Genomic DNA, 21,254 nt, shown 5'->3' on the forward strand with positions numbered 1-21,254 from the left:
GCGGCGACGCGGTCCTGTAGGAGCCGGCTTGCCGGCGAAAAACGCGAGGGCGCCGCGTTCTGCCTGGTTTCCCGTGTCATCGTTAACGACCATCGCTGGCAAGCCAGCGCCTACCGTTTTAAGCGAGGCAGGGCTCAAAAATCCCGCTTGTAAAAAATATCCAAAGAGCTGGCCACACCACTGGCCACTTCCAGATACACCTTCTTGCTCAACAAATACCGCAAGGCAATCGTACTGGCCGGCTCAAATACCCCCACCCCATACCGCAAGCTGAGTTTCTCAGTGATCTTGCCGCTCGCCACCACTGCGGTGTTATTCCCGCTGCCCTGCGTATCAAGCTCAAAGTCCTGGATCCCCAGGTTCTTCGCCAGATCCGACGTCACCCCGGCGCTGCCCATCAACCCCAGGCCCAACGCGGCCTGGGCCAGCATGTTGTTGTCTTCACCCGTGGAGCTCAGCGGACGCCCCAGCACGAGGTAAGACAAGGCTTGCTCCTGAGCCATCGCCGGCTCAGAGAAGATTTGCGTGGTGGGCTGTTCGGCACTGCCACTCAAGCGGATGCCGGCGATCACATCATCGGTCTTGCGGATCGCCTCGATATCCAGATACGGCTGGTCCAACGGCCCGGCAAACAGCAACCGCGCACGGCGCACATCCAGCTTCTGCCCGTAGGCGCGATAACGGCCATCGTTGAGCCACAGCTCGCCACGGGTGTCCATGTTGTCGCCGATATGCACCTGGCCCTGCACCTTGGCGGTAAGGCCGAAGCCCGAGAAGTTGAGCTTGTCTTCGCCCACCACCACGTCAATGTCCATGGCCATCGCCATCGGCGGCTTGCCCTCTTCGGTCTGGCTGCCGATGATCACGGTGTCGTCCGAGACCTTGACGGTGGAGGGCGGCAGTTCGCGTACGGTGATATCACCCCGTGGGATGTGCACTTTGCCGGCGACGGCCAGCTTGTCGTTCTTCAGGCTGATTTTCAGGTCGGGCGCCACTTCCAGCACCGCGTAGGGCTCCACCGTGACGGGCAGCTGCGAGCCTTGCAGGCTGAGGTCCACCACCAGGGCTTGGCCCCAATCAATCTGGCCTTTAAGGCTGCCCTGCCCGGCCTTGCCACTGCGCCAGCCACCGTTGAGCTGCACGCTTTCACCGGCAATCAGCGCCTGCACGTTCAGGCCTTCCAGGCTAATGGGCAGTTCCGGACCGGAAATCTCGCCGCCCACCAGATTCACGTTGCCGTTGACCTGGGGTGCCAACAGACCACCGGAGATGCGCCCGTTGCCATTGAGCTTGCCGCTGAGGGTTTCCACCATCGGTACAAACGGCCGCGCCACCGCGAGATCCAGACCGACCAGGCTGAAGTTGCCGGTAATCGGCTTGTTCTTCGGCAGCGGGTTGATCTGCGCCTGCAACATCAATTCGCCAAGCTTGCCGCCACGGAAATTCAGCTGGGTGTCGATACGCTTGGGGTTGAGAGTGGTTTCCAGCTTGAGCGTGTCGTAGGGGAAATCCAGCCACTGGTTCTTGTCCTTGACGCGCAAGGTGCCGCCGCTGGCGTCCACCGCAATCACGCCTTTGGGGCCGCTGTCGGGCAGGTCCAGTTGCAGGTCGGCGTTGAGCTTGCCCTGCCAGGCGAAATCCTTGGGCAGGAACGCCGCCAGACTGTCGATGGGGAATTGCTTGAGGTGGTAGCGCAGCTTCGGCTCGGGCATCAGCCGCTGGTCTTCGCCGCACAAACTGGCGGGGCCGGATACCCAGCAATGCGCGGCAAACGTCAGTTTGCCATCGGCCATGCGTTCGATCTTCGCCGGGGCTTGCAGCTTCCAGTCCTGGCCGCCGGCCTGGACATCGCCGCTGGCCAGGCGCCCGCGCCAGTTGCCTTTGTCAAGATTGCCATCCAACGCCAGGGCGAGCTTGACCAGTGGCCCAGCCAGATCCAGTTGGACTTTCTGGTTCTTGATATCGCCCTGGGCGCTGGCGGTCAGGGTGCCGACCTGGGTGTCGCCGGATTGGATGCCGCTGCCTTTCAGGTCGATCTTGGCGCGCTGGGCACTGTCGAGGTTGGCGTCGAGGGTGAGGTTTTGCAGGCGATTATCGGCAAACGCCAGTTGCTGGCCCTTGAGAGCGAGCTTGCCCTGGGGGGCGTTGAGGCTGCCGGCCACGTCGAGTCGACCGTTGACCTGCCCACGCAGTTGCGGCCAGAGCTGGGCCAGACGCGCCAGCTTGATATCGATCTGCCCGGCCAAACGCTGTTGCAGGCTGCCGCTGCCGTTGATGCGGTTGTCGCCCAGGCGGATATCCAGGTTGGCCAGGGTCCACTGCTCGCCCGCGCCTTCCGCCTTGGCCGCCAACACGGCGGTTTGCCCACGCAGGCGACCCTTGAGGTCGAGGTCGGCGTTCAGCTTGAGTTGCTCGTTCTTGAACTCACCCTTGCTGCGCAGCGGTCCGGCCAGGGTGCCGGGAAGTTCTGCGACCCAGTACGCCGGGTTCAACGCGGACAGATCCAGCGCGGTATCCCAGGCAATGCCGTCGGCAAACTGAAGGTTCAGGTGGCCTTCGGCCTTGCCTTGGCCAGCGGTGAGTTTCAGCTCAGGCAGGAAGATCTGCTTGAGGTCGCCACTGAAAGGCGTGACCACATTGAATTTGCCCGCCGGGCCGTCGAGGTCGCCCTTGAGGTTGCCCAGGTAGTTGCCGTCCTTGTAGGAAATCTCACCATTGAAGGTACGCAGCGCGACTTGCGGCTCGTCGATCACCGGATAGAGGCGATGCCAGGGGAAGTCCAGCCAGTCGATCTTGGCATCGGCGCTGAAGCCTTGCTGCCAATCCAGCTGGGCGGTCAGCTTGAGATTTTGTTTGTCACCGGCATTCAGGTCCAGGCCGGCGATCTGCGCGCCGTTGGCGTCGACCCGGCCTTGCAGCAGCAAATCCACCGGACCTTTTTCCGCCGGCAACACGGCCTTGCCGAGCAGTTGGTAGCCGCGGTTCAGATCGCCTTTGGCGGTGAGGTCCAGTTGATTGAGTTGTAGAGTGTCAGGCAAGTCGGCGCTGGGTTTGAAGCCGTCGGCGGTGATGTGCACCTGGGCCGGAAGGTTTTCCGCCAGGGGCTGCAGTTCTCCGGTCAGTTTTGCGGGCAGATAGCCGCTGCTGTCGGCGTCGAGCTTGAGGGTCTTGAGCAGGTCGCCGTCAACCTTGAGCGCCACCTTCCACGGTGCACCGCCCGGCGCGTAGGGCAGGCTCAGGTTACCGGTGGCACTCAACGGCCAGTCGCCAGTGGGTTGCAGCAGGCCGGCGAGGTCCAGTACCAGGTCGTCCCGTTGCAGGTGTACCGAGTCGATCTGCATGCCCGCGGCCGTCCAATGCGCCGCCAATTGCAGGCCCTTGAGTTCTTCGCTGCCGTTGAACAGCAGGCTACCGACGCGAACGTCGCCCAACTGGATGGCCAGCGGCAGCTTCAAGTCGGGCAGTTGAATTGGCCCGCTGCTTTCCTCTGTGCTCAGCGGAAATTGCAGGCTGACCTGCTCCACGTCCAGTTGATTGATGCACAGCGTCATGCGCAGCAAGCACGCCGGCGACCAATCAAATGTCGGCGCCTTGAGTTCGACGCGGCTGCTGTCCTGCTGCCACAGTAAATGGTCAGCGCTCCACCGGCCCCCCAGATGTCCCTGGAAATTTTCTACCGTCAAACCCGGAACACGGCCCAACGCCCAGCGGTTGCCCGCCTGGGTGCCGAGCACCGTCCAAAGTGCTAACAACAGCACGGCAAGGATGGCCACCACGGCCAGCCCCGCTATTTTTACACCACGCATCACAGCTCAGGCCCCATGGAAAAGTGCAATCGAATGCCGCCCGGATCTTCGAGGGCATGGGCCAGGTCGAGACGGATCGGGCCGACCGGCGAAACCCAGCGGATACCCACACCTACACCGGTTTTAAGGCTGGGCAGCTCCAGACTGTTGAAGGAGTTGCCTTGGTCGATAAAGGTGGCGATCCGCCATTTCTCGGCGATGGAATATTGGTACTCGGCACTCAAGGCCACCATGTAGCGGCCACCGATGCGATCGCCCCGGTCGTTCTCGGGTGACAGCGTCTGGTACTCGTAACCCCGCACACTCTGGTCGCCACCGGCAAAGAAACGCAGCGACGGCGGCACCGATTTGTAGCCATTGGTGGCACTGCCGCCCACTTGGGCGCGGGCCAGGAAGCGGTGGTTGTCCCACAAGGTGGTCAGGCCTTTGACCATGGCCGTGCCGTAAAGCAGGTTAGTGTCGGAACCCAGCCCTTCTTTGGCTACTTTGCTGTCAAATTGCAGGCGGTAGCCGTTGTGTGGGTCGATGCGGTTATCACTGCGCAGGTAGGAGTAGCTGATCCCCGGCATCAACAGGTTGCTCAAGCCCGAGTCGTTGCCCTCACGGTACTCTTCCCGTTGGTACTTGAGGGAAATCACCCGCGTCCAGCCGCTCGGCAACTTGCTGTGCCATTCAGGGCCGACGGTGAGCAACTTGCTCAAGGTATCGGAACCGGCCAGCTCTTCATTCTGGTAGCCGCCCGCAAAACGCAGCTTGTCGGTCAGTGGCGGATCGAGCGGGATGTCATACCACAGGCCAACGTTCTGCCGAGGTGCCGACAGCTCGGCCTCCCAGCCATAACTGTGGCCCTGGGGGTTGACCCAATGGCGGGTCCAGTTGGCTTTACCACGCGGGCCGACGTCGGTGGAAAAACCCAGGCCCAAGCCCATGGTGCGCGGCTTGCGGGTTTCAAGGCGCACGACCACCGGGATGATGTCATTGGTTGAAGCGGCCGGTGCGGCGTCCACACGCACGCCTTCGAAAAAACCACTGCCTTGCAGGTTCTGGTTAAGTTCGGCGATCAGTTCAGAGTCGTAGGGTGTACCGCTTTTGAACGGAACCATGCGTTGCAGCAGGTCTTCGTCAAACGGCGTATCGCCGGCAAAGCTGACCTTGCCAAGGGTGTAGCGCGGGCCGCTGTCGTAGATGAGTTCGATATCGGCGACCCCGGCCTGCGGGTCTACCGCGAGTTTCTGACTTGTGAAGCGCCCGCTGAAAAAGCCGTAGCGCGAGGCCTGGTTCTGGATCAGACGCTTGGCGTCTTCGTAATGGCCGTGGTTAAGCACGGCGCCGGATTTGAGGTCGTTGCTGACGGGCACGCGAAAGGCCTTGAGGTCAGCGGCAGGGCCGTCGACCCGAATGGTCACGTTACGCAAATGCACCGGTTCGCCGGGGTCGATGGTGAGGGTCAGGCGCGGATTCTTGCCGCCCTTCACGTCACTCTCGATCTGTGGCTGATAGAAGCCCAGGGCCTGGGCAGCTTTGCGCGCCTGCTCCTCGGCGCCACGGCTGAACCGCAGCAAGGCTTCTTCGTCACGATCGCCCACCCCGCCGATATAGCCTTCGATGTTGGCTTTCAACGCGTCGTTTGAGGGTCTGATCCGCACGTCCAATTCGCTTTGCGCCAAGGCGCCGCAGCTTGTGAACAGCAGAATCAAGCCGCTGGTAAATCTTCCTGGAAACTTCATAGGCGCGGATGCTACACGACCTGGGGAGCCTCTTTGAACTCGGAAATGTCTGAATAATTCTGTACTAAGCCGTTGCTGCATGTAACGACTGGGGATTGGGGTGAAAAAACACGTGCTCCAGGACAGGCCCTACAGCGACTTCGCCGATTTCCTCATAGCCCTGACGCTTATAGAACTCCAGATAGCGTGAGTTGCCCGTGTCCAGTACCACACCGGACGAATGCGGGTCTTCGGCGCACCAGTTGTGCACGGCCTCCAGCAACTGCTCGCCGTAGTGTTTGCCCTGGAATTGCGGGTGAATGCCCAACAGCGGCAGTACATGCACCGACTCACTGGGCAGGCACGCCAGCACGGCGTGATGGTAGTCGAGGTAACGTCGCGTGCCGCGCACGCCCGTGCTCAGCCACATGCGCAGTTGCCAGGCCCAGCTTTCGGTAATCCCCAGGCGCCGCTGCGGTGGCGCGATCAGGGCGATGCCGATCAGCCGGTCGTTGACGAACAGACCAATGGCCGGCAGTTTCTGAAAGAAGTGCTGCTTGACCAGCTCACGCACCGTGGCGCGTACCCGTTGTTCATAGCCAGGACGCTCGGCTTCGAAGATATAGGCGAACGTCGGCTCATGCCGATAAGCCTGGTATAGCAACGAACGGGCTTCGCGGGAATAGCCGCTGTTGAGCAGGCGAATTTCAGCAGTTGCAGTTGAAGTGTCCGGCATACCGTCAATCTCCCTGGGCGCGGCTCAAAAGGCAGCGTTCTTATGGGTACGAACCTACACAGCACCAGTCGTTCCCAGACATTAGCAGTGCAAGTGCCCTACCGCCACGCTGGCCCCCGTCCGACTTGTCCGCTAGCATCGCCCTTTTGCCAGACTGGACTGCCGACCATGAAAATCGTCTCCTTCAATATCAACGGGCTGCGCGCCCGCCCTCATCAGCTGGCGGCGCTGATTGAAAAGCACCAGCCCGACGTGATAGGCCTGCAGGAAACCAAGGTCCACGATGACCAATTCCCATTGGCCGAAGTACAGGCCCTTGGCTATCACGTGTATTACCACGGCCAAAAAGGTCACTACGGTGTAGCCCTGCTCTCGCGCCAGCCGGCGTTGAGCCTGCACAAAGGCTTCGCCAGCGACGAAGAAGACGCCCAGCGCCGGTTTATCTGGGGCACCTTCGCCGATGAGAACGGCCAACCGGTCACCATCATGAACGGTTACTTCCCCCAGGGCGAAAGCCGCGACCACCCTACCAAGTTCCCGGCCAAGCAGCGCTTCTATGAAGACCTGCAACAGTTGCTGGAGAGCCAGTTCAGCAATGACCAGGCGCTGGTGGTGATGGGCGACATCAACATTTCCCCGGAAGACATCGACATCGGCATTGGCGCCGACAACGCCAAGCGCTGGCTCAAGACTGGCAAGTGCAGCTTCCTGCCGGAAGAGCGCGAATGGATGGCCCGCCTGAAAAGTTGGGGCCTGGTGGACAGCTTCCGTCACCTCAACCCAGAGGTTGCAGACCGCTTCAGCTGGTTCGACTACCGCAGCCGTGGCTTCGAGGACGAACCCAAGCGCGGCCTGCGCATCGACGTGATCCTGGCCTCCAATGGCCTGCTGCCGCGGGTCAAGGATGCCGGGGTGGACTACGAGCTGCGTGGATTGGAAAAGCCGTCGGACCATGCGCCGATCTGGCTTGAACTGAGCTGATCGCCCTGACGGGGCCGCCCCCTCGGCTCCGTCATATTTGTGCAACCTGCCTGACTTATTCTCGCGGCACTCCCTTTGGCTTGAGAAGGTGCCGGCATGAGGCTGCGCGTTCTGTTCCTGCTGGTGCTTTTTCCCCTCTTCGCTGTTTCCGCTCCCCTTCCCGTTCCTGATCAAGGCCCCGCTTTGCGCATCCAGGGTTCCAATACCATCGGTGCAGCGTTGGGCCCGGCATTGGTCAAGGGCTTGATGGAGCATCAGGGTTTGCAGGCGGTGCACAGCGAGCCGGCGGAAGGTGCCAATGAACAGCGCGTGATCGGCAAGACGCGCCAGGGCAAGACAGTGACGATTGAAGTTGCTGCTCACGGTTCCAGCACCGGTTTCACTGCGTTGAAGAAATCCAGCGCCGACCTCGCGGCCTCGTCTCGCCCGATCAAGGACGGCGAGTTGGTCGACCTTGAACCGCTGGGCGACCTGAAAAGCCCCGAAGCCGAACAGGTGATCGCCATCGATGGCCTGGCCATCATCCTCCACCCGCAAAACCCGCTGAACACCCTGAATACCGAGCAACTGGCGCAGGTCTTCAATGGCGAGGTCGCAACCTGGGAGGCGCTCGGAGGCGTCGGCGGGCCGATTCATCTGTATGCGCGTGATGATCAGTCCGGCACCTACGACACCTTCAAGGACCTGGTACTGCGCCTGCGTGGCAAACCGCTCGCGCCGGGCGCCAAGCGTTTCGAGTCCAGCGAGCAATTGTCCGACGCGGTCAGCCAGGATCCCCAGGGCATCGGTTTTATCGGCCTGCCCTACGTACGCCAGGCCAAAGCGGTGGCGATTGCGGATGGCGACTCGCAACCCATGTTGCCGCTGAACAGCCTGATTGCCACCGAGGATTATCCGCTGTCACGCCGGCTGTTCTTTTACTGGCCGCCCTCGAGTCGCAATCCATGGGCCAGGGCGCTGGTGGACTTCAGCCAGAGCAGCAAGGGCCAGGCGATCGTGGCAGCCAATGGCTTTATCGCGCAGCAGGTACAGGCGATGGCAGTGGAGCCGCGCACGTCGATGCCCGGGGACTATCAAGCGATTGCGCGGGATGCCCAGCGCCTGACCGTGAATTTTCGTTTCGAGGAAGGCAGCGCAAGCCTGGACACCAAGGCCCGCCAAGATCTGCAGCGGGTGGTGGCGTATCTCAAAAGCCACAACAAACTGGACAAGCAGGTGACGCTGGTGGGCTTTGGCGATGCCAAGAACGATCCGCAGCGGGCGGCGTTGCTGTCAAAGTTGCGGGCAATGGCGGTGCGCCGGGAATTGGTCAAGAACGGCGTGGTGCTGCGCGATATCCGCGGGTTTGGCGCGCAAATGCCGGTGGCGGCGAACACGGCGGATGAAGGGCGAATCAAGAATCGGCGGGTGGAGGTCTGGGTGTATTGAATACCCAACCTCCCCGCCTATTGCTGTTTATTGTCCGCTGCGCATCAGCTCTTTAGGCACGTACTTGCCAATCTCGAACTTGCCGATCGCCGCTCGGTGCACTTCATCCGGGCCATCGGCCAGGCGCAAGGTACGTTGCATGGCGTACATATAGGCCAGCGGGAAGTCGTTAGAAACACCAGCACCGCCATGGATCTGGATCGCACGGTCGATCACCTTCAAGGCCACATTCGGTGCGACCACCTTGATCTGGGCGATTTCGCTTTTCGCGACTTTGTTACCCACGGTGTCCATCATGTACGCCGCCTTCAAAGTCAGCAGGCGCGCCATGTCGATTTCCATGCGCGAGTCGGCGATCTTGTCGATATTGCCGCCCAGGCGCGCCAACGGCTTGCCGAATGCAGTCCGGCTGACGGAACGCTTGCACATCAACTCCAGCGCGCGCTCGGCCATGCCGATGGAACGCATGCAGTGGTGGATACGGCCTGGGCCAAGGCGACCCTGGGCGATTTCAAAGCCACGGCCCTCACCCAGCAACACGTTTTCGTACGGTACGCGCACATTGTCGAACAGCACTTCGGCATGGCCGTGGGGCGCGTCGTCGTAGCCGAACACCGGCAGCGGGCGCACGATCTTCACGCCGGGGGTGTCCACCGGCACCAGGATCATCGAGTGTTGCTGATGGCGCGGCGCGTCCGGGTTGCTCAGGCCCATGAAGATCAGGATCTTGCAGCGCGGGTCGCAGGCGCCAGAGGTCCACCATTTCTTGCCGTTGATCACCCACTCGTCGCCCTGGCGTTCGGCGCGGGCGGCCATGTTGGTGGCGTCTGAAGACGCCACATCCGGCTCGGTCATGGCAAATGCGGAGCGGATCTCGCCGCGCAGCAGCGGCTGCAACCAGCGTTGTTTCTGTTCTTCGTTGGCATAGCGCACCAACACTTCCATGTTGCCGGTATCGGGGGCGGAACAGTTGAACGGCTCGGGGCCCAACAGCGAGCGGCCCATGATTTCCGCCAACGGTGCGTATTCAAGGTTGGTGAGGCCGGCGCCCAGCTCGGATTCCGGCAGGAACAGGTTCCACAGGCCTTCGGCTTTAGCCTTGGCCTTCAGCTCTTCCATGATTGCGGTGGGCTGCCAGCGGTCGCCTTCGCTGACCTGGCGTTCGAACACCGGCTCGGCCGGGTAAACGTAAGCGTCCATGAACGCAGTGACGCGTTCACGCAGTTCCTGAACCTTGGGCGAATAGGCGAAATCCATGAGCAGCTCCCTTCTCTGAGAGGTTGTTTAGGTCATGAAGTCGATGCTAGATGAGCTACGAAAATTTACCTAACCTATTCTCGGCGTGTATTAACATTCATCACCGATATATGATCGACGTATGGCCACCTAACAATAAGAGCGCTACGAAATGAATCTGAGCAAGGTCGACCTCAACCTGTTTATCGTCTTTGACGCGATCTACACCGAAGCCAACCTGACCCGCGCCGGGCAGATTGTCGGCATTACCCAGCCGGCGGTGTCCAACGCTCTGGCGCGTCTTCGGGAAACCTTCAACGACCCGCTGTTCGTGCGCACCGCCCAAGGCATGGTGCCTACGCCCATGGCGCAGAACATTATCGGGCCGGTGCGCAACGCGCTGTCGTTGCTGCGGGTGTCGGTGCAAGAGAGCCGCATCTTCAACCCGCAGCAGGCGGCCAAAACCTACCGCATCAGCATGACCGACCTCACCGAAGCGGTGATCCTGCCGCTGCTGTTCCAGCGCCTGCGCCGCCTGGCGCCCACGGTGGTGATCGAGAGTTTCCTCTCCAAACGCCGCGAAACCACCAAGGAACTGGCCGCCGGGCGCCTGGACTTTGCCGTGGACGCTCCGCTCAATACCGACCCGCAGGTACGCCACGTCAAGCTGATGGAAGACCGCTACGTGTGCGCCATGCGCAAGGGCCATCCGCTGGCGGGCAAGGAAAAGCTGACTCTGGATGATTACCTGGGGCTGACCCACATCCATATCTCCAGCCGGCGCAACGGCCTGGGCCATGTGGACCTGGCGCTGGGCAAGATGGGCCTGCAACGCAAGATCGCCCTGCGCTCCCAGCACTACCTGATGGCCTCGCAGGTGTTGCAGCAGACCGACATGGTCATGACCGTGCCCGAGCGCTTCGCGCGCCGCCACGAATTGCACTGGTTCAACCTGCCGGTCAACGATGTGCCGCCGGTGGAAACACATCTTTATTGGCATGAAAGCACCGACCAGGATCCGGCGAACCGCTGGATGCGCGAGCAGATGATCGAGTTGTGCCAGCAAGTCACGGCGCACGAGAAGAAGCTCGACAAACAACAATCCTGAGATTGTCACACCCCCTGTAGGAGCCGGCTTGCCAGCGAAAAACGCACAGTCACCGCACTTTTCCGGGCTTGCTGCGTCATCGTTGACGACCATCGCCGGCAAGCCGGCTCCTACAGGGATTCGCTTGACGTTTACGTCAACCTGCCATTAGCTTAATGCCAAGACTTTCTTGAGCGCCCCCATGAGCACCACCTACAGCATCTCCGACCTCGCCCGCGAGCTAGACATCACCACCCGCGCCATTCGCTTCTACGAAGAACAAGGCCTGCTGGCCCCGGAACGTCGGGGCCAGGAGCGCATCTACTCGGCGCGGGACAAGGTCAGCCTCAAGCTGATCCTGCGCGGCAAGCGCATCGGCTTTTCCCTGGCCGAGTGCCGCGAACTCATCGAACTCTACGACCCTACCAGCGGCAACCACGTGCAACTCAACAGCATGCTGGCAAAAATCGCCGAGCGCCGTGAGCAGCTTGAGCAGCAGTTGCTGGACATCGAACAGATGAAGCTGGAACTGGACACCGCCGAAGAGCGCTGCACCCAGGCCCTGGCCCACACCCTGCGCCAGGTTGGCCATTGATCAGAAGGTAACTGCCATGTCCCTCCCCTCACACGTGCGCCTGGTGGAAGTCGGCCCACGCGACGGCTTGCAGAACGAAGCCCAGCCAATCAGCGTGGCGGACAAGGTCCAGCTGGTAGACGCCCTCAGCGCGGCGGGCTTGAGCTATATCGAAGTCGGCAGTTTCGTATCGCCCAAGTGGGTGCCGCAGATGGCCGGTTCCGCCGAGGTGTTCGCGCAGATCCAGCGCAGACCCGGCGTGACTTATGGCGCGCTGGCGCCGAACCTGCGCGGTTTTGAGGATGCGCTGGCCGCCGGCGTGAAGGAAGTGGCGGTGTTTGCGGCCGCGTCCGAGGCGTTTTCCCAGCGCAATATCAACTGTTCCATCAGCGAAAGCCTGGAGCGCTTTGCACCGATCATGGCGGCGGCCAAGCAGCACGGCATCAGCGTGCGAGGTTATGTGTCGTGCGTGTTGGGTTGCCCGTACGAAGGGCAGATCGCGCCGGAACAGGTCGCGGCGGTGGCGCGCGAGTTGTATGCCATGGGCTGCTATGAGGTGTCCCTCGGCGACACCATCGGCACCGGCACGGCGGGCGCCACGCGGCGGCTGTTCGACGTGGTCGGCGCGCAGGTGCCTCGGGAGAAGTTGGCGGGGCACTTCCATGACACCTATGGCCAGGCCATCGCAAACATCTACGCCAGCCTGCTGGAAGGGATCACGGTGTTCGACAGCTCTATCGCGGGCCTCGGCGGCTGCCCATACGCCAAGGGCGCCAGCGGTAACGTCGCCACTGAAGATGTGCTGTACCTGCTCAACGGCCTGGGCATCGAGACGGGTATCGACCTGGAGGCATTGATTGGCGCGGGCCAGCAAATCAGCAAGGTGCTGGGCCGCCCGACAGGGTCACGCGTGGCCAAGGCGCGTAATGCCGGTTGAGTAGCTTAGCCGTGACAATGTGTTACCGCACGCCTACACATCGAGTAACACGGGAACATATTTTGTCGTATTTTCTGTAGGGCGGATCCTACATAAAAATCAAACTATTGATTTTGAAGGGTTTTTAAAAGTTGGCACGGCTTCTGCTATCTCTATGGCATAACAAGAATAAAAAGCGCCAAACCTAATAAAAATAAGACGAAACGACTCTGACATAACAAAAACAACACGGCAGAGACGCAGCTAACAGATTTTTTTGGAGAAGATGTGCTTCGCAGGGTACGGCGTGCCGAAACCCGCAACCGGTTAGAGAAAAATAAAACTACCTCAGGTAGCTACCCACTGGTTGGATCGTTAACGAAGAAGCAGATCAGCGCTCAAAAAAATACGTTTGCTCTTGACCCCGGATGGGGGTCGCCAAAAACAGCGGTAAAGGGTAACGGTTGCCAAAAACAACAATAGACCGCCCCTCAATAATAAAAAAAGAGCACGCAACGACAAATTAAAGGGGACCCTCGGGTCCCCTTTGTGCTTTCTGCACTTGCCTACTAGACCGATGTCCCTTCGCTGGCTGCAAAATTGTTGAGCACCTTACGCGTCAAGGTTTTCAGTGCCTGCTGCTCCAATGCCTCTCGCTCAGCCCCTAACTGTTTAAGTTCGCGCTCGTAGAATGCACTTTGCATTGAGCCACTCACCAGGATGTCATCCCTGCGCTTGCCCAGCAGGCCGGCCAATCGGTCGGCCGCCGCATCATGCTTTGTTTGCCACTGGCTTTGGGTAGCCGCGTCACTGACGGGCTCACCTTGCAAATCCGCGAGATCAAACAACGCATTGCTTTTCTCGTCGATCAGGTCAATGGCCGGCACCATCTGCGCCTTGATCTCTTGCGGGTATCGGGTGCGTAGATGGGTATCCCAAAACCTGCGTCCGACAAAAAAAGCTTCCTCGTCACCGGCAATGCGCTCATCCCTAAGCACTTTTGCGTAGGCTTCATCAATCACCGCCGGACTCACCCTCGCCTGCTCGGAAAACAACATATCGCGGGATTTGACCGGCAGCTCCAGCCTATCTGCCAGCCGGATGCGATACGCCAGAATCACTTCGACCTGCTCCGTGAACCCAGGCCCTCTAGCGTCGACATCCCGTTGAGCAATGGCATCCACCAGGGATAACCGGAACAACTTGCGCGCCGTGGATATCAGCGGTCCTTCAGCGCTTTGTGCCCCTACAGACTCGAGTGCCCTGGCTGCCAGCAGCTCACTTTCAAGGTTCATGAACTCAACCGAACTGCCATCGCCACAGGTCACTCTGTCGTCGGCGACTGCGAACAACGTCTCGCGAATACCCTGGTTTTCACTCGCCGCCTCCAGCATGTCCCATACTCGCTCAGCCAGCGCCGGGCGGGTTACTGGACTGGTGTATTCGGCACTGCGGGTGATGTCGGCCAATACCGTAAAAAAAGCGGCCGACTCAGGACTGGCCTTGAGTTCGTCCCAAAGGCCACCCCGTCGTGCCTGCTCTGACGTCGACGACTCACCCAGCCACACACCACGTGCCTCGCCCACGGAAACATGTTCGCCCCATTGCGCCGGGTTTAATGGCCTGTCCAATTGAAGGCGTTCAAGCGTGACAGCCGACAGGGGATTGTCGTGCAGGTTGATGCGCTCCAGGTGCTGGTAAGCGTATTCAGGCAGGGTTGTGATCCGGTTTGAATGCACGTCGATACGGGCCAAGCGGGGCAATAACTCGGCACCGTCTGGAAACCGGGTGGTGCCTGTATTCGCTAGGTAAATCTGGTTCAAATTGCGTAAGCCATCTAGATCGGCGTGCCATCCCAAGCGAGGATTGTCGCCCAGCTTCAGAATCTTCAAATCCTGCATACCTTGCAGGCGCAAGCGGCTTTGTTCGGTCAGTTGGATATCATTTCTACTCAGATTGAGCTTGGTCAACCCAGACCCGCCATTTGTAAACTCCGGCAGTTCGGTGAGATGGTTCTCGCTGAGGTTCAGCCAGCGCAAACCGCCAAATGCCTTCAGAAAAGGCAAGGAGCTGTTTGAAAGTGCCATTCGACGCAGCACCAGACTGCCCACATGATCCATATTTGCGGTGATCGCAGGCAATTCGCCGACGTCTTCATCCGACAGATCCAGTACGTGACCGATGGGCGTTTGATCCCCCGCAACGGCTTGGGCGGAACCTCGCCGCCAAGCGTGCTTGATGGTGCCCGAGACCCTGCGGCGGGCCCTCGAGTAACCTGACCCATCCTCCTGCTGCCAGTGGGTCAGCACCTTGTCCAGTTCTGCAAGCTCGCCTTCCAGGTGGGTCAATCTCGCTGTCAGCGCGGCATCTCCCGCGCCTTGAAGGCCAAGCATCAGCTCGACCTCCTCCAAAGATTTTGACGGATAAAGCGCCATCGCTTTCATCTTGCAAACCCGCGGGCGAACGTCTGTGCTGCCCACCGGGCTTAGCGGATAACCAATGCGTCCATCCGCCAGGCGCATCGGCGATTTAAAGCCCGGCTTGATCGCTTGCAAACCCAGTGCGCGCCGGCTTGCCTGTTCGTTCAGTGGCTGTTGCCCAAGCCGCTTTTTCAACGTGTGGGTGAAGGCGTTGAACTCTGGCCAACGGGTAAACTTACCGCCGCCCGCCATCCAGAGCGCGCTGAAAAAGGCGTCCTTGTCATTGCGCCAGTACTCCACTTTCTTTTCCGGCCCGCTGTATAACTTCCACTCCTTCATGTCGGTACGGATAAGGCGACATTGCCTGAGGGCACTCGTCTCTCCCACTCGGTCCAGCAGAGGACCGTCATAGGTATCCGCACGTAGCTCAATGCACGTATCACCCAGAAGTTCGGGTACAGACGCCATCTTGTGCAGGGCCAAGTGCACACCATCCATCGTGAGTTGATTCTCGAACAGAAGATCCGCATGCGCGCGCATGACACGTGCCTTCTGAGCAAAGCGACGCGCTTCCTCAGCCAAACGCAACGGCACACGCGACGTAGACGTCATGCTTGCCAGTTCCTTTGCGCTGGCATGTGTCACGATTTCCTCGGCGGCGAGCTTTGGCAGCCCGGGAAAGCTGCGCTGGATCAGTTGTACGTTGACATCGCTGGAAACCTCACCTGCCGCCATCTCACGATTGAATAGCTCGGCTCTCGTGCTGATGGCCGCATCCACCAGGCAGTCCTTGAATCTGAGAGCCCTCATGGCCGGTGTACGCTCTTCCTCCATCTCCTCCTCTACATAAGCGTCGAGTACGTCGTCCACAGTGCGAGGCGATATGAGAGTGATTTTACTAGCCCTGAACGAAACTTCCCGACGAATCCGGCGCTCAATCAACTCCTCGCCCAATAAGTAGCGCATTTCAGGCTCACTCAACTGCTCCGAAAGTGCAGAAAAGAGGTGGTCGCTGTGACGCTGCCAGGGCTTGAGCGTCACCAACTGTGCAGGGTTGACCTCGCGGCCTGAACTCCACAGCCGATTACCCGCGTTATCCACCGAGACCAACACGCGCGACGCTGGCCACTTCCCGCTCTCGATCAACAACTTGACGTGCAAAGACCAGTGGACTTGGAGACGGACCCTATAATCGTAGTGGCTCAATTGGTCGACGTAGCGCTGTTGTTGATCATTGAATTCGAACCGCCGGAGCATGTCCTTGAACAGGGGTGCAGGTGGTCGTTGCTCGGTAAATACCTGACGCAATTCGTCATCCGACACGCCACTGATTGCCCTGGCCTGCTCCAGCTGGTTATCGCTCAGGTGATCGACGCTATAGCCAATGCGGCGCAACAGGGTCTTGCGATCCCAGGTCAAGGGCTGTTCGAACTCATGCACCCAGGCCCCCTCGCCGTTATGCCGAATTCGTGGCGTGTAACGTGAGTCGCCATCGGGGTGCAGGAGCCTGAATTCATGTTCGGTTCCGCTGGCCTCAACCTTGTAATGCCCCCCGTCCGTTGCCGGCAGGTACAGGCTGCTTTCATGGGCATACAGCCCGTGTGCATTGGCCTTGAGCCCTTCAGGCAACGTGACCCTGTGCAGGTACTGCGCCGGATTGAAATCATACAATCGCGTGCGTCCACCGAACTCCACATGCACCAGTCGCCTGACAAATGCCGTGTCTTTCGCCGCCATCAATCCCTTGGGCACCGCCAACATCGCCAGGTTGAGGCCCACTGCCGAAAAGTGTGCCCAAGCCGCTTTGGCATCGTATTCGGACCACGCTTCAATCCCTTCGCCGATCTCATAGGCCACCTGCACCGCCGCGACGACCAACATCAGTTCACCCAGGGGCGGTACCACGAAAGAGACAAGATTGAGAATATCCAGCGCCGTACTGGCCCACGACCAGAGCCAGGCTTTATAAGCCCGATCCGTAACATCCTGGGTAGACACCACACGGGTACTGGCATTACTCATGATCACCCGGATGCGCTCCAGCGCACAGTCCGTCCAGAGATCTCGCCATGACGCCGCGTAAGTACCCTGATGATGGATCCGACCTTTTTTGGCCGGGGCAAAATCCTGATCGTCGGTGTAGGCCGCGTCGGGGTCGAGCAAGCCCTTGAGCTGCGTAAAGAAACCATCCTGCTTGGCCAGCGGCACGAATTGGCTGAAGAACTTCCGGTATTCGACGCGACACAGGCGAGTCGTCAGATGGTTGGTAAAGGCCGCGATGTTGTCATAGGCCTTAAGCGGATGAAGTGGATCGCCTGGGATGTAGACCATGCAGGCCCTAGGCAGCAACTCGGAATTTCTCAGGTTGGCCCGCCACTCGACCGGGCCGATGATCAGGATGTTTTCGAGTACAACGCTGCACAGCCGCAACGGCGAGAATTTCACCAACTCCCCTGCTCGCTTGGCATTCAACAGGTCAATCAAGATGTCGTTGATCAACCGGTGGTCATCAGACTGGATATCACCCTTCATCAAGGCAATTTCAGCGGCCAGTTCCAATTGATTTCGGTGGCTGGTAATCAAGCTGCCGTACAGCTTGCCAATTCCCACCTCAGTCTTGTTCGTCTGAATCTGCTGATTGATCGCGGTTCGTACATGTTCGTAATACGACTGCCCCAAATTCAGCTCCCTGCACAGTTGGGCAAACTCATGAGCCTTGATATCCAGTTTTGACGAGCGGACATTGCCCGTAGGGTGAAGCCTTGCGGCCGAAGAGCGATAAAAGTTGTAACGGGTAATCAGGTGGCAGTCCTCGCAAACCGGCTCAGTCGCCTCCTCCAAGGTGAAATTGTTCAGCGCAGCCTCCAACAGGCTGATTCCTCTATAGAAGTAGTACTCTGAAGCCAATGCGCTGACGTCGGTGGTCGGGACCAGGCTCGGGACTGTATCGCAGTCTTTCTGCTCCATTTTGCGGGCATAAAACACCGCTGTGACATCCAGCCGTTGCCCGAACTTTTTCTCGATCGCTGCCACCAACAACGGCTCTGCATACACCGCCGGTGGTTTCAGTTCACTGAACACTTGATCCAGTTGGTTCAAAGACCTCCTGCTGCGCGCATGCACCGACCTCAGGCGATCCCTTGCGCTCGTCGAGGCCTTTTTGTACCAGTCGGGAATAGCAAGGTCCAAAGACGCCAACTCGGTTTTGCGCGTGTCCAGCGCTTCGCTGTACCAGTCAGGCGTGTTGTCTTTGATCACCTGTGTGTGCGGGCTCTGCTCGTCTTGAGCCGGGAGCCCGAGGCGATCAATCGCGTTTGTTGTCATTGTTACGGCCTAAAGTGGCGAAATAATCCGCCACTTTAGGCAGCGCGCTTCATCGGGAGGCGGTAGACATGCACCGGGCCTCAGCGATCGCTGCGCAATTCCTGAATGCTGATCTCGCGCATGCGAAACTTCTGGATCTTGCCCGTCACCGTCATCGGAAAGTCATTCACAAACTTGAAGTGCCTGGGCGTCTTGAAGTGCGCGATGCGGTCCTTGCACCAGGCTTGCAGCTCGAGTTCGTTGGCCACATGGCCCGGATGGAATTTAATCCAGGCGACGATTTCTTCGCCGTAGCGCTCATCGGGAATGCCGATCACCTGCACATCCGCCACCGCCGGGTGAGTGAAGAAGAATTCCTCCAGTTCACGCGGGTACACGTTCTCGCCGCCACGAATGATCATGTCCTTGTTGCGCCCGGCGATGCACACATAGCCGTGCTCATCCATGCTTGCCAGGTCGCCGGTGTGCATCCAGCCAGCGTCGTCGATGGCCTCGTGGGTGGCGTCGGGGTTGTTCCAGTAACCAAGCATCACACTGTAGCCACGGGTGCAGAGTTCGCCGATCTCGCCGCGTGCGACGGTGTTGCCGTCGGCGTCGATGATCTTGTTTTCAAGTTGCGGCTGAGTACGGCCAACCGTGGTCACGCGGCGTTCCAGATCGTCATCCGCGCCGGTCTGCAAGGACACCGGGCTGGTTTCCGTCATGCCGTAGGCAATCTGCACTTCGCTCATGTGCATCTCGCTGATCACTCGGCGCATTACTTCGATGGGGCATGTGGCGCCGGCCATGATGCCGGTGCGCAGGGTAGACAGGTCGAACTCGCCGAGGCGCGGGTGATCGAGCATGGCGATGAACATGGTGGGCACACCGTACAGGCCGGTGGCACGTTCTTCGGCGACGGTAGTGAGTGTCAGGAGTGGGTCGAAGCCATCATTGGGATAAATCATGGTGGTGCCGTGGGTGATGCAACCCAGGTTGCCCATGACCATGCCGAAGCAGTGGTACAGCGGCACCGGGATCACCAGGCGGTCTTGCGCCGTGAGGCCCAGGCTTTCGCCGACCATGTAGCCGTTATTGAGGATGTTGTGGTGACTGAGGGTGGCGCCCTTGGGGAAGCCGGTGGTGCCGGAGGTGTACTGGATATTCACGGGTTGGTCGAAATGCAGGCTGGCCTGGCGGCTGTGCAACTGTTCGGGTGGGACGCCTGCACCGAGGGCCGATAGCTGCGACCAAGGCATGAATCCCGGGGGAGGACTGGGGTCGAGGCTGATCATGCCGCGCAGGTCGGGTTTCAATGCCTGCAGCATCGCATGGTAATCGGAGCTCTTGAACGACCCGGCGCACACCAGCCACTGACAGCCGGATTGCTTGAGCACGTAGTCCAATTCACTGCTGCGGTAGGCCGGGTTGATGTTCACCAGGATCACGCCGAGCTTGGCACTGGCGATCTGGCTGATGCACCACTCGGCGCAATTGGGTGCCCAGATGCCCAGACGATCGCCGGTCTGCATGCCCAGGGCGAGAAACGCACGGGCGTGCACATCGACCGCTTCGGCCAGTTGCCGCCAGGTGTAGCGGCGCTGCTGATGGCGCACCACCAAGGCCTCGCCATGGGGGAACTGCGCGACGGTGCGGTCAAAGGCTTGGCCAATGGTCATGGCCAGCAAGGTCTTGTCCTGGGAGCCACGGCTGTAGCTCTGGTTTGGTTGATCCATAACGACCCCTGTTGTCTTTTTTGTAGGTTGACGTAAACGTAAACTACGATTGACAGCACCGCAACGCAAGCTTACGTTAACGTAAAGGTGAGCGCCCTCCCCTGGCGCACCCTCCACACAAAAACAACGCTCACATTAAGGTGCCTGTCCATGAGTTACCCGTCCCTGAACTTCGCCCTCGGTGAAACCATCGACATGCTGCGCGACCAGGTGCAGTCCTTCGTGAGCAAGGAAATCGCGCCGCGTGCGGCACAGATCGACAGTGACAACCTGTTCCCCGCCGATCTGTGGCAGAAATTCGGCGACATGGGCCTGCTGGGCATCACCGTTCCGGAGGAGTACGGCGGCGCCGGCCTGGGTTACCTGGCCCACGTGGTGGCGATGGAAGAGATCAGCCGCGGCTCGGCCTCGGTGGCGTTGTCCTACGGCGCGCACTCCAACCTGTGTGTGAACCAGATCAACCGCAACGGTAACCACGCACAGAAACTCAAGTACCTGCCCAAGCTCATCAGCGGCGAACACGTCGGCGCCCTGGCCATGAGCGAGCCGAATGCCGGTTCCGATGTGGTCTCGATGAAGCTGCGCGCGGACAAACGCGGCGATCATTATGTGCTCAACGGCAGCAAGACCTGGATCACCAATGGCCCCGACGCCAGCACTTACGTGATCTACGCCAAGACCGACCTGGAAAAAGGCCCCCACGGCATCACCGCCTTCATCGTCGAACGCGACTGGAAAGGCTTCAGCCGCAGCAACAAGTTCGACAAGCTGGGCATGCGCGGCTCCAACACCTGCGAGCTGTTTTTCGATGACGTTGAAGTACCCGAAGAAAACATCCTCGGCGTGCTCAACGGTGGCGTGAAAGTGCTGATGAGCGGCCTGGACTACGAACGCGTGGTGCTGTCCGGCGGCCCCACCGGGATCATGCAAGCCTGCATGGACCTGATCGTGCCCTATATCCACGATCGCAAACAGTTCGGCCAGAGCATTGGCGAATTCCAGCTGATCCAGGGCAAGGTCGCCGACATGTACACCCAGCTGAATGCCAGCCGCGCCTATCTCTACGCAGTGGCCCAGGCGTGCGAACGCGGCGAAACCACGCGCAAGGATGCGGCCGGGGTGATCCTCTACAGCGCCGAACGCGCCACGCAGATGGCACTCGACGCGATCCAGATCCTGGGCGGTAACGGCTATATCAATGAATTCCCTGCAGGTCGGCTGCTGCGGGATGCCAAGCTGTATGAAATCGGCGCCGGCACCAGTGAGATCCGCCGGATGCTGATCGGTCGCGAACTCTTCAACGAAACCCGCTGAAGGAACGCACC

At 59.9% G+C, this 21,254-nt stretch carries 12 protein-coding genes; 6 read left to right on the plus strand and 6 right to left on the minus strand.

From position 1 onward, the window contains the following. Window positions 1-134: 134 nt before the first annotated feature. The 3 genes from HX868_RS22145 to HX868_RS22155 all read right to left on the minus strand — a co-directional run bounded on the left by HX868_RS22145 (window position 135) and on the right by HX868_RS22155 (window position 6,248). Complete coding sequence (locus HX868_RS22145; RefSeq protein ID WP_177004366.1) at window positions 135-3,806, minus strand: translocation/assembly module TamB domain-containing protein; 3,672 nt, start codon at window positions 3,804-3,806, stop codon at window positions 135-137. Then, a complete protein-coding gene (locus HX868_RS22150; RefSeq protein ID WP_177004367.1) occupies window positions 3,806-5,533 on the minus strand; it encodes an autotransporter assembly complex protein TamA in 1,728 nt (575 codons plus the stop codon). Before HX868_RS22150 ends, HX868_RS22145 begins: the two co-directional genes overlap by 1 nt. A 64-nt stretch (window positions 5,534-5,597) precedes the next feature. Then, window positions 5,598-6,248: a GNAT family N-acetyltransferase gene (locus HX868_RS22155; protein ID WP_016977423.1), complete on the minus strand. Its 651-nt coding sequence runs from the start codon at window positions 6,246-6,248 to the stop codon at window positions 5,598-5,600. Between the two features lie 168 nt (window positions 6,249-6,416). Between HX868_RS22155 and xthA the strand changes: the two genes are divergently transcribed. Then, window positions 6,417-7,229 (plus strand): exodeoxyribonuclease III, encoded by an 813-nt coding sequence (xthA, locus tag HX868_RS22160; protein ID WP_177004368.1) that lies wholly within the window; start codon window positions 6,417-6,419, stop codon window positions 7,227-7,229. A gap of 96 nt (window positions 7,230-7,325) precedes the next feature. After that, window positions 7,326-8,657, plus strand: a complete 1,332-nt coding sequence (locus tag HX868_RS22165) for a substrate-binding domain-containing protein (protein WP_177004369.1) — start codon at window positions 7,326-7,328, stop codon at window positions 8,655-8,657. A gap of 27 nt (window positions 8,658-8,684) precedes the next feature. Here the strand turns inward: HX868_RS22165 and HX868_RS22170 are convergent, their stop codons facing one another. After that, a complete protein-coding gene (locus HX868_RS22170) occupies window positions 8,685-9,914 on the minus strand; it encodes an acyl-CoA dehydrogenase (protein ID WP_016977420.1) in 1,230 nt (409 codons plus the stop codon). Window positions 9,915-10,065: 151 nt separating this feature from the next. On the opposite strand from HX868_RS22170, the gene HX868_RS22175 reads away from it, so the two are divergent. The 3 genes from HX868_RS22175 to HX868_RS22185 all read left to right on the plus strand — a co-directional run bounded on the left by HX868_RS22175 (window position 10,066) and on the right by HX868_RS22185 (window position 12,491). Beyond that, window positions 10,066-11,001, plus strand: a complete 936-nt coding sequence (locus HX868_RS22175; protein WP_177004370.1) for a LysR family transcriptional regulator — start codon at window positions 10,066-10,068, stop codon at window positions 10,999-11,001. A gap of 181 nt (window positions 11,002-11,182) precedes the next feature. After that, the gene (locus HX868_RS22180) at window positions 11,183-11,575 is read left to right on the plus strand and encodes a MerR family transcriptional regulator (protein ID WP_016977418.1); all 393 of its coding nucleotides are present in this window, start codon (window positions 11,183-11,185) and stop codon (window positions 11,573-11,575) included. Between the two features lie 16 nt (window positions 11,576-11,591). Further along, window positions 11,592-12,491, plus strand: coding sequence for a hydroxymethylglutaryl-CoA lyase (locus HX868_RS22185; protein WP_177004371.1), 900 nt, complete (start codon window positions 11,592-11,594; stop codon window positions 12,489-12,491). Window positions 12,492-13,039: 548 nt separating this feature from the next. On the opposite strand, the gene HX868_RS22190 is transcribed toward HX868_RS22185, so the two are convergent. Both HX868_RS22190 and HX868_RS22195 read right to left on the minus strand, forming a co-directional pair. Then, window positions 13,040-18,214, minus strand: coding sequence for an NEL-type E3 ubiquitin ligase domain-containing protein (locus HX868_RS22190; RefSeq protein WP_177004372.1), 5,175 nt, complete (start codon window positions 18,212-18,214; stop codon window positions 13,040-13,042). Window positions 18,215-18,294: 80 nt separating this feature from the next. Beyond that, window positions 18,295-19,929 (minus strand): AMP-binding protein, encoded by a 1,635-nt coding sequence (locus HX868_RS22195; protein ID WP_177004373.1) that lies wholly within the window; start codon window positions 19,927-19,929, stop codon window positions 18,295-18,297. A gap of 150 nt (window positions 19,930-20,079) precedes the next feature. On the opposite strand from HX868_RS22195, the gene HX868_RS22200 reads away from it, so the two are divergent. Continuing rightward, on the plus strand, window positions 20,080-21,243 hold the full coding sequence (locus HX868_RS22200) for an isovaleryl-CoA dehydrogenase (protein ID WP_028616896.1): 1,164 nt from the start codon (window positions 20,080-20,082) through the stop codon (window positions 21,241-21,243). Window positions 21,244-21,254: the final 11 nt, after the last annotated feature.

Origin of the sequence: Pseudomonas reactans (assembly GCF_013385825.1) — a bacterium.
GTDB classification, from domain to species: Bacteria; Pseudomonadota; Gammaproteobacteria; order Pseudomonadales; family Pseudomonadaceae; genus Aquipseudomonas; species Aquipseudomonas reactans.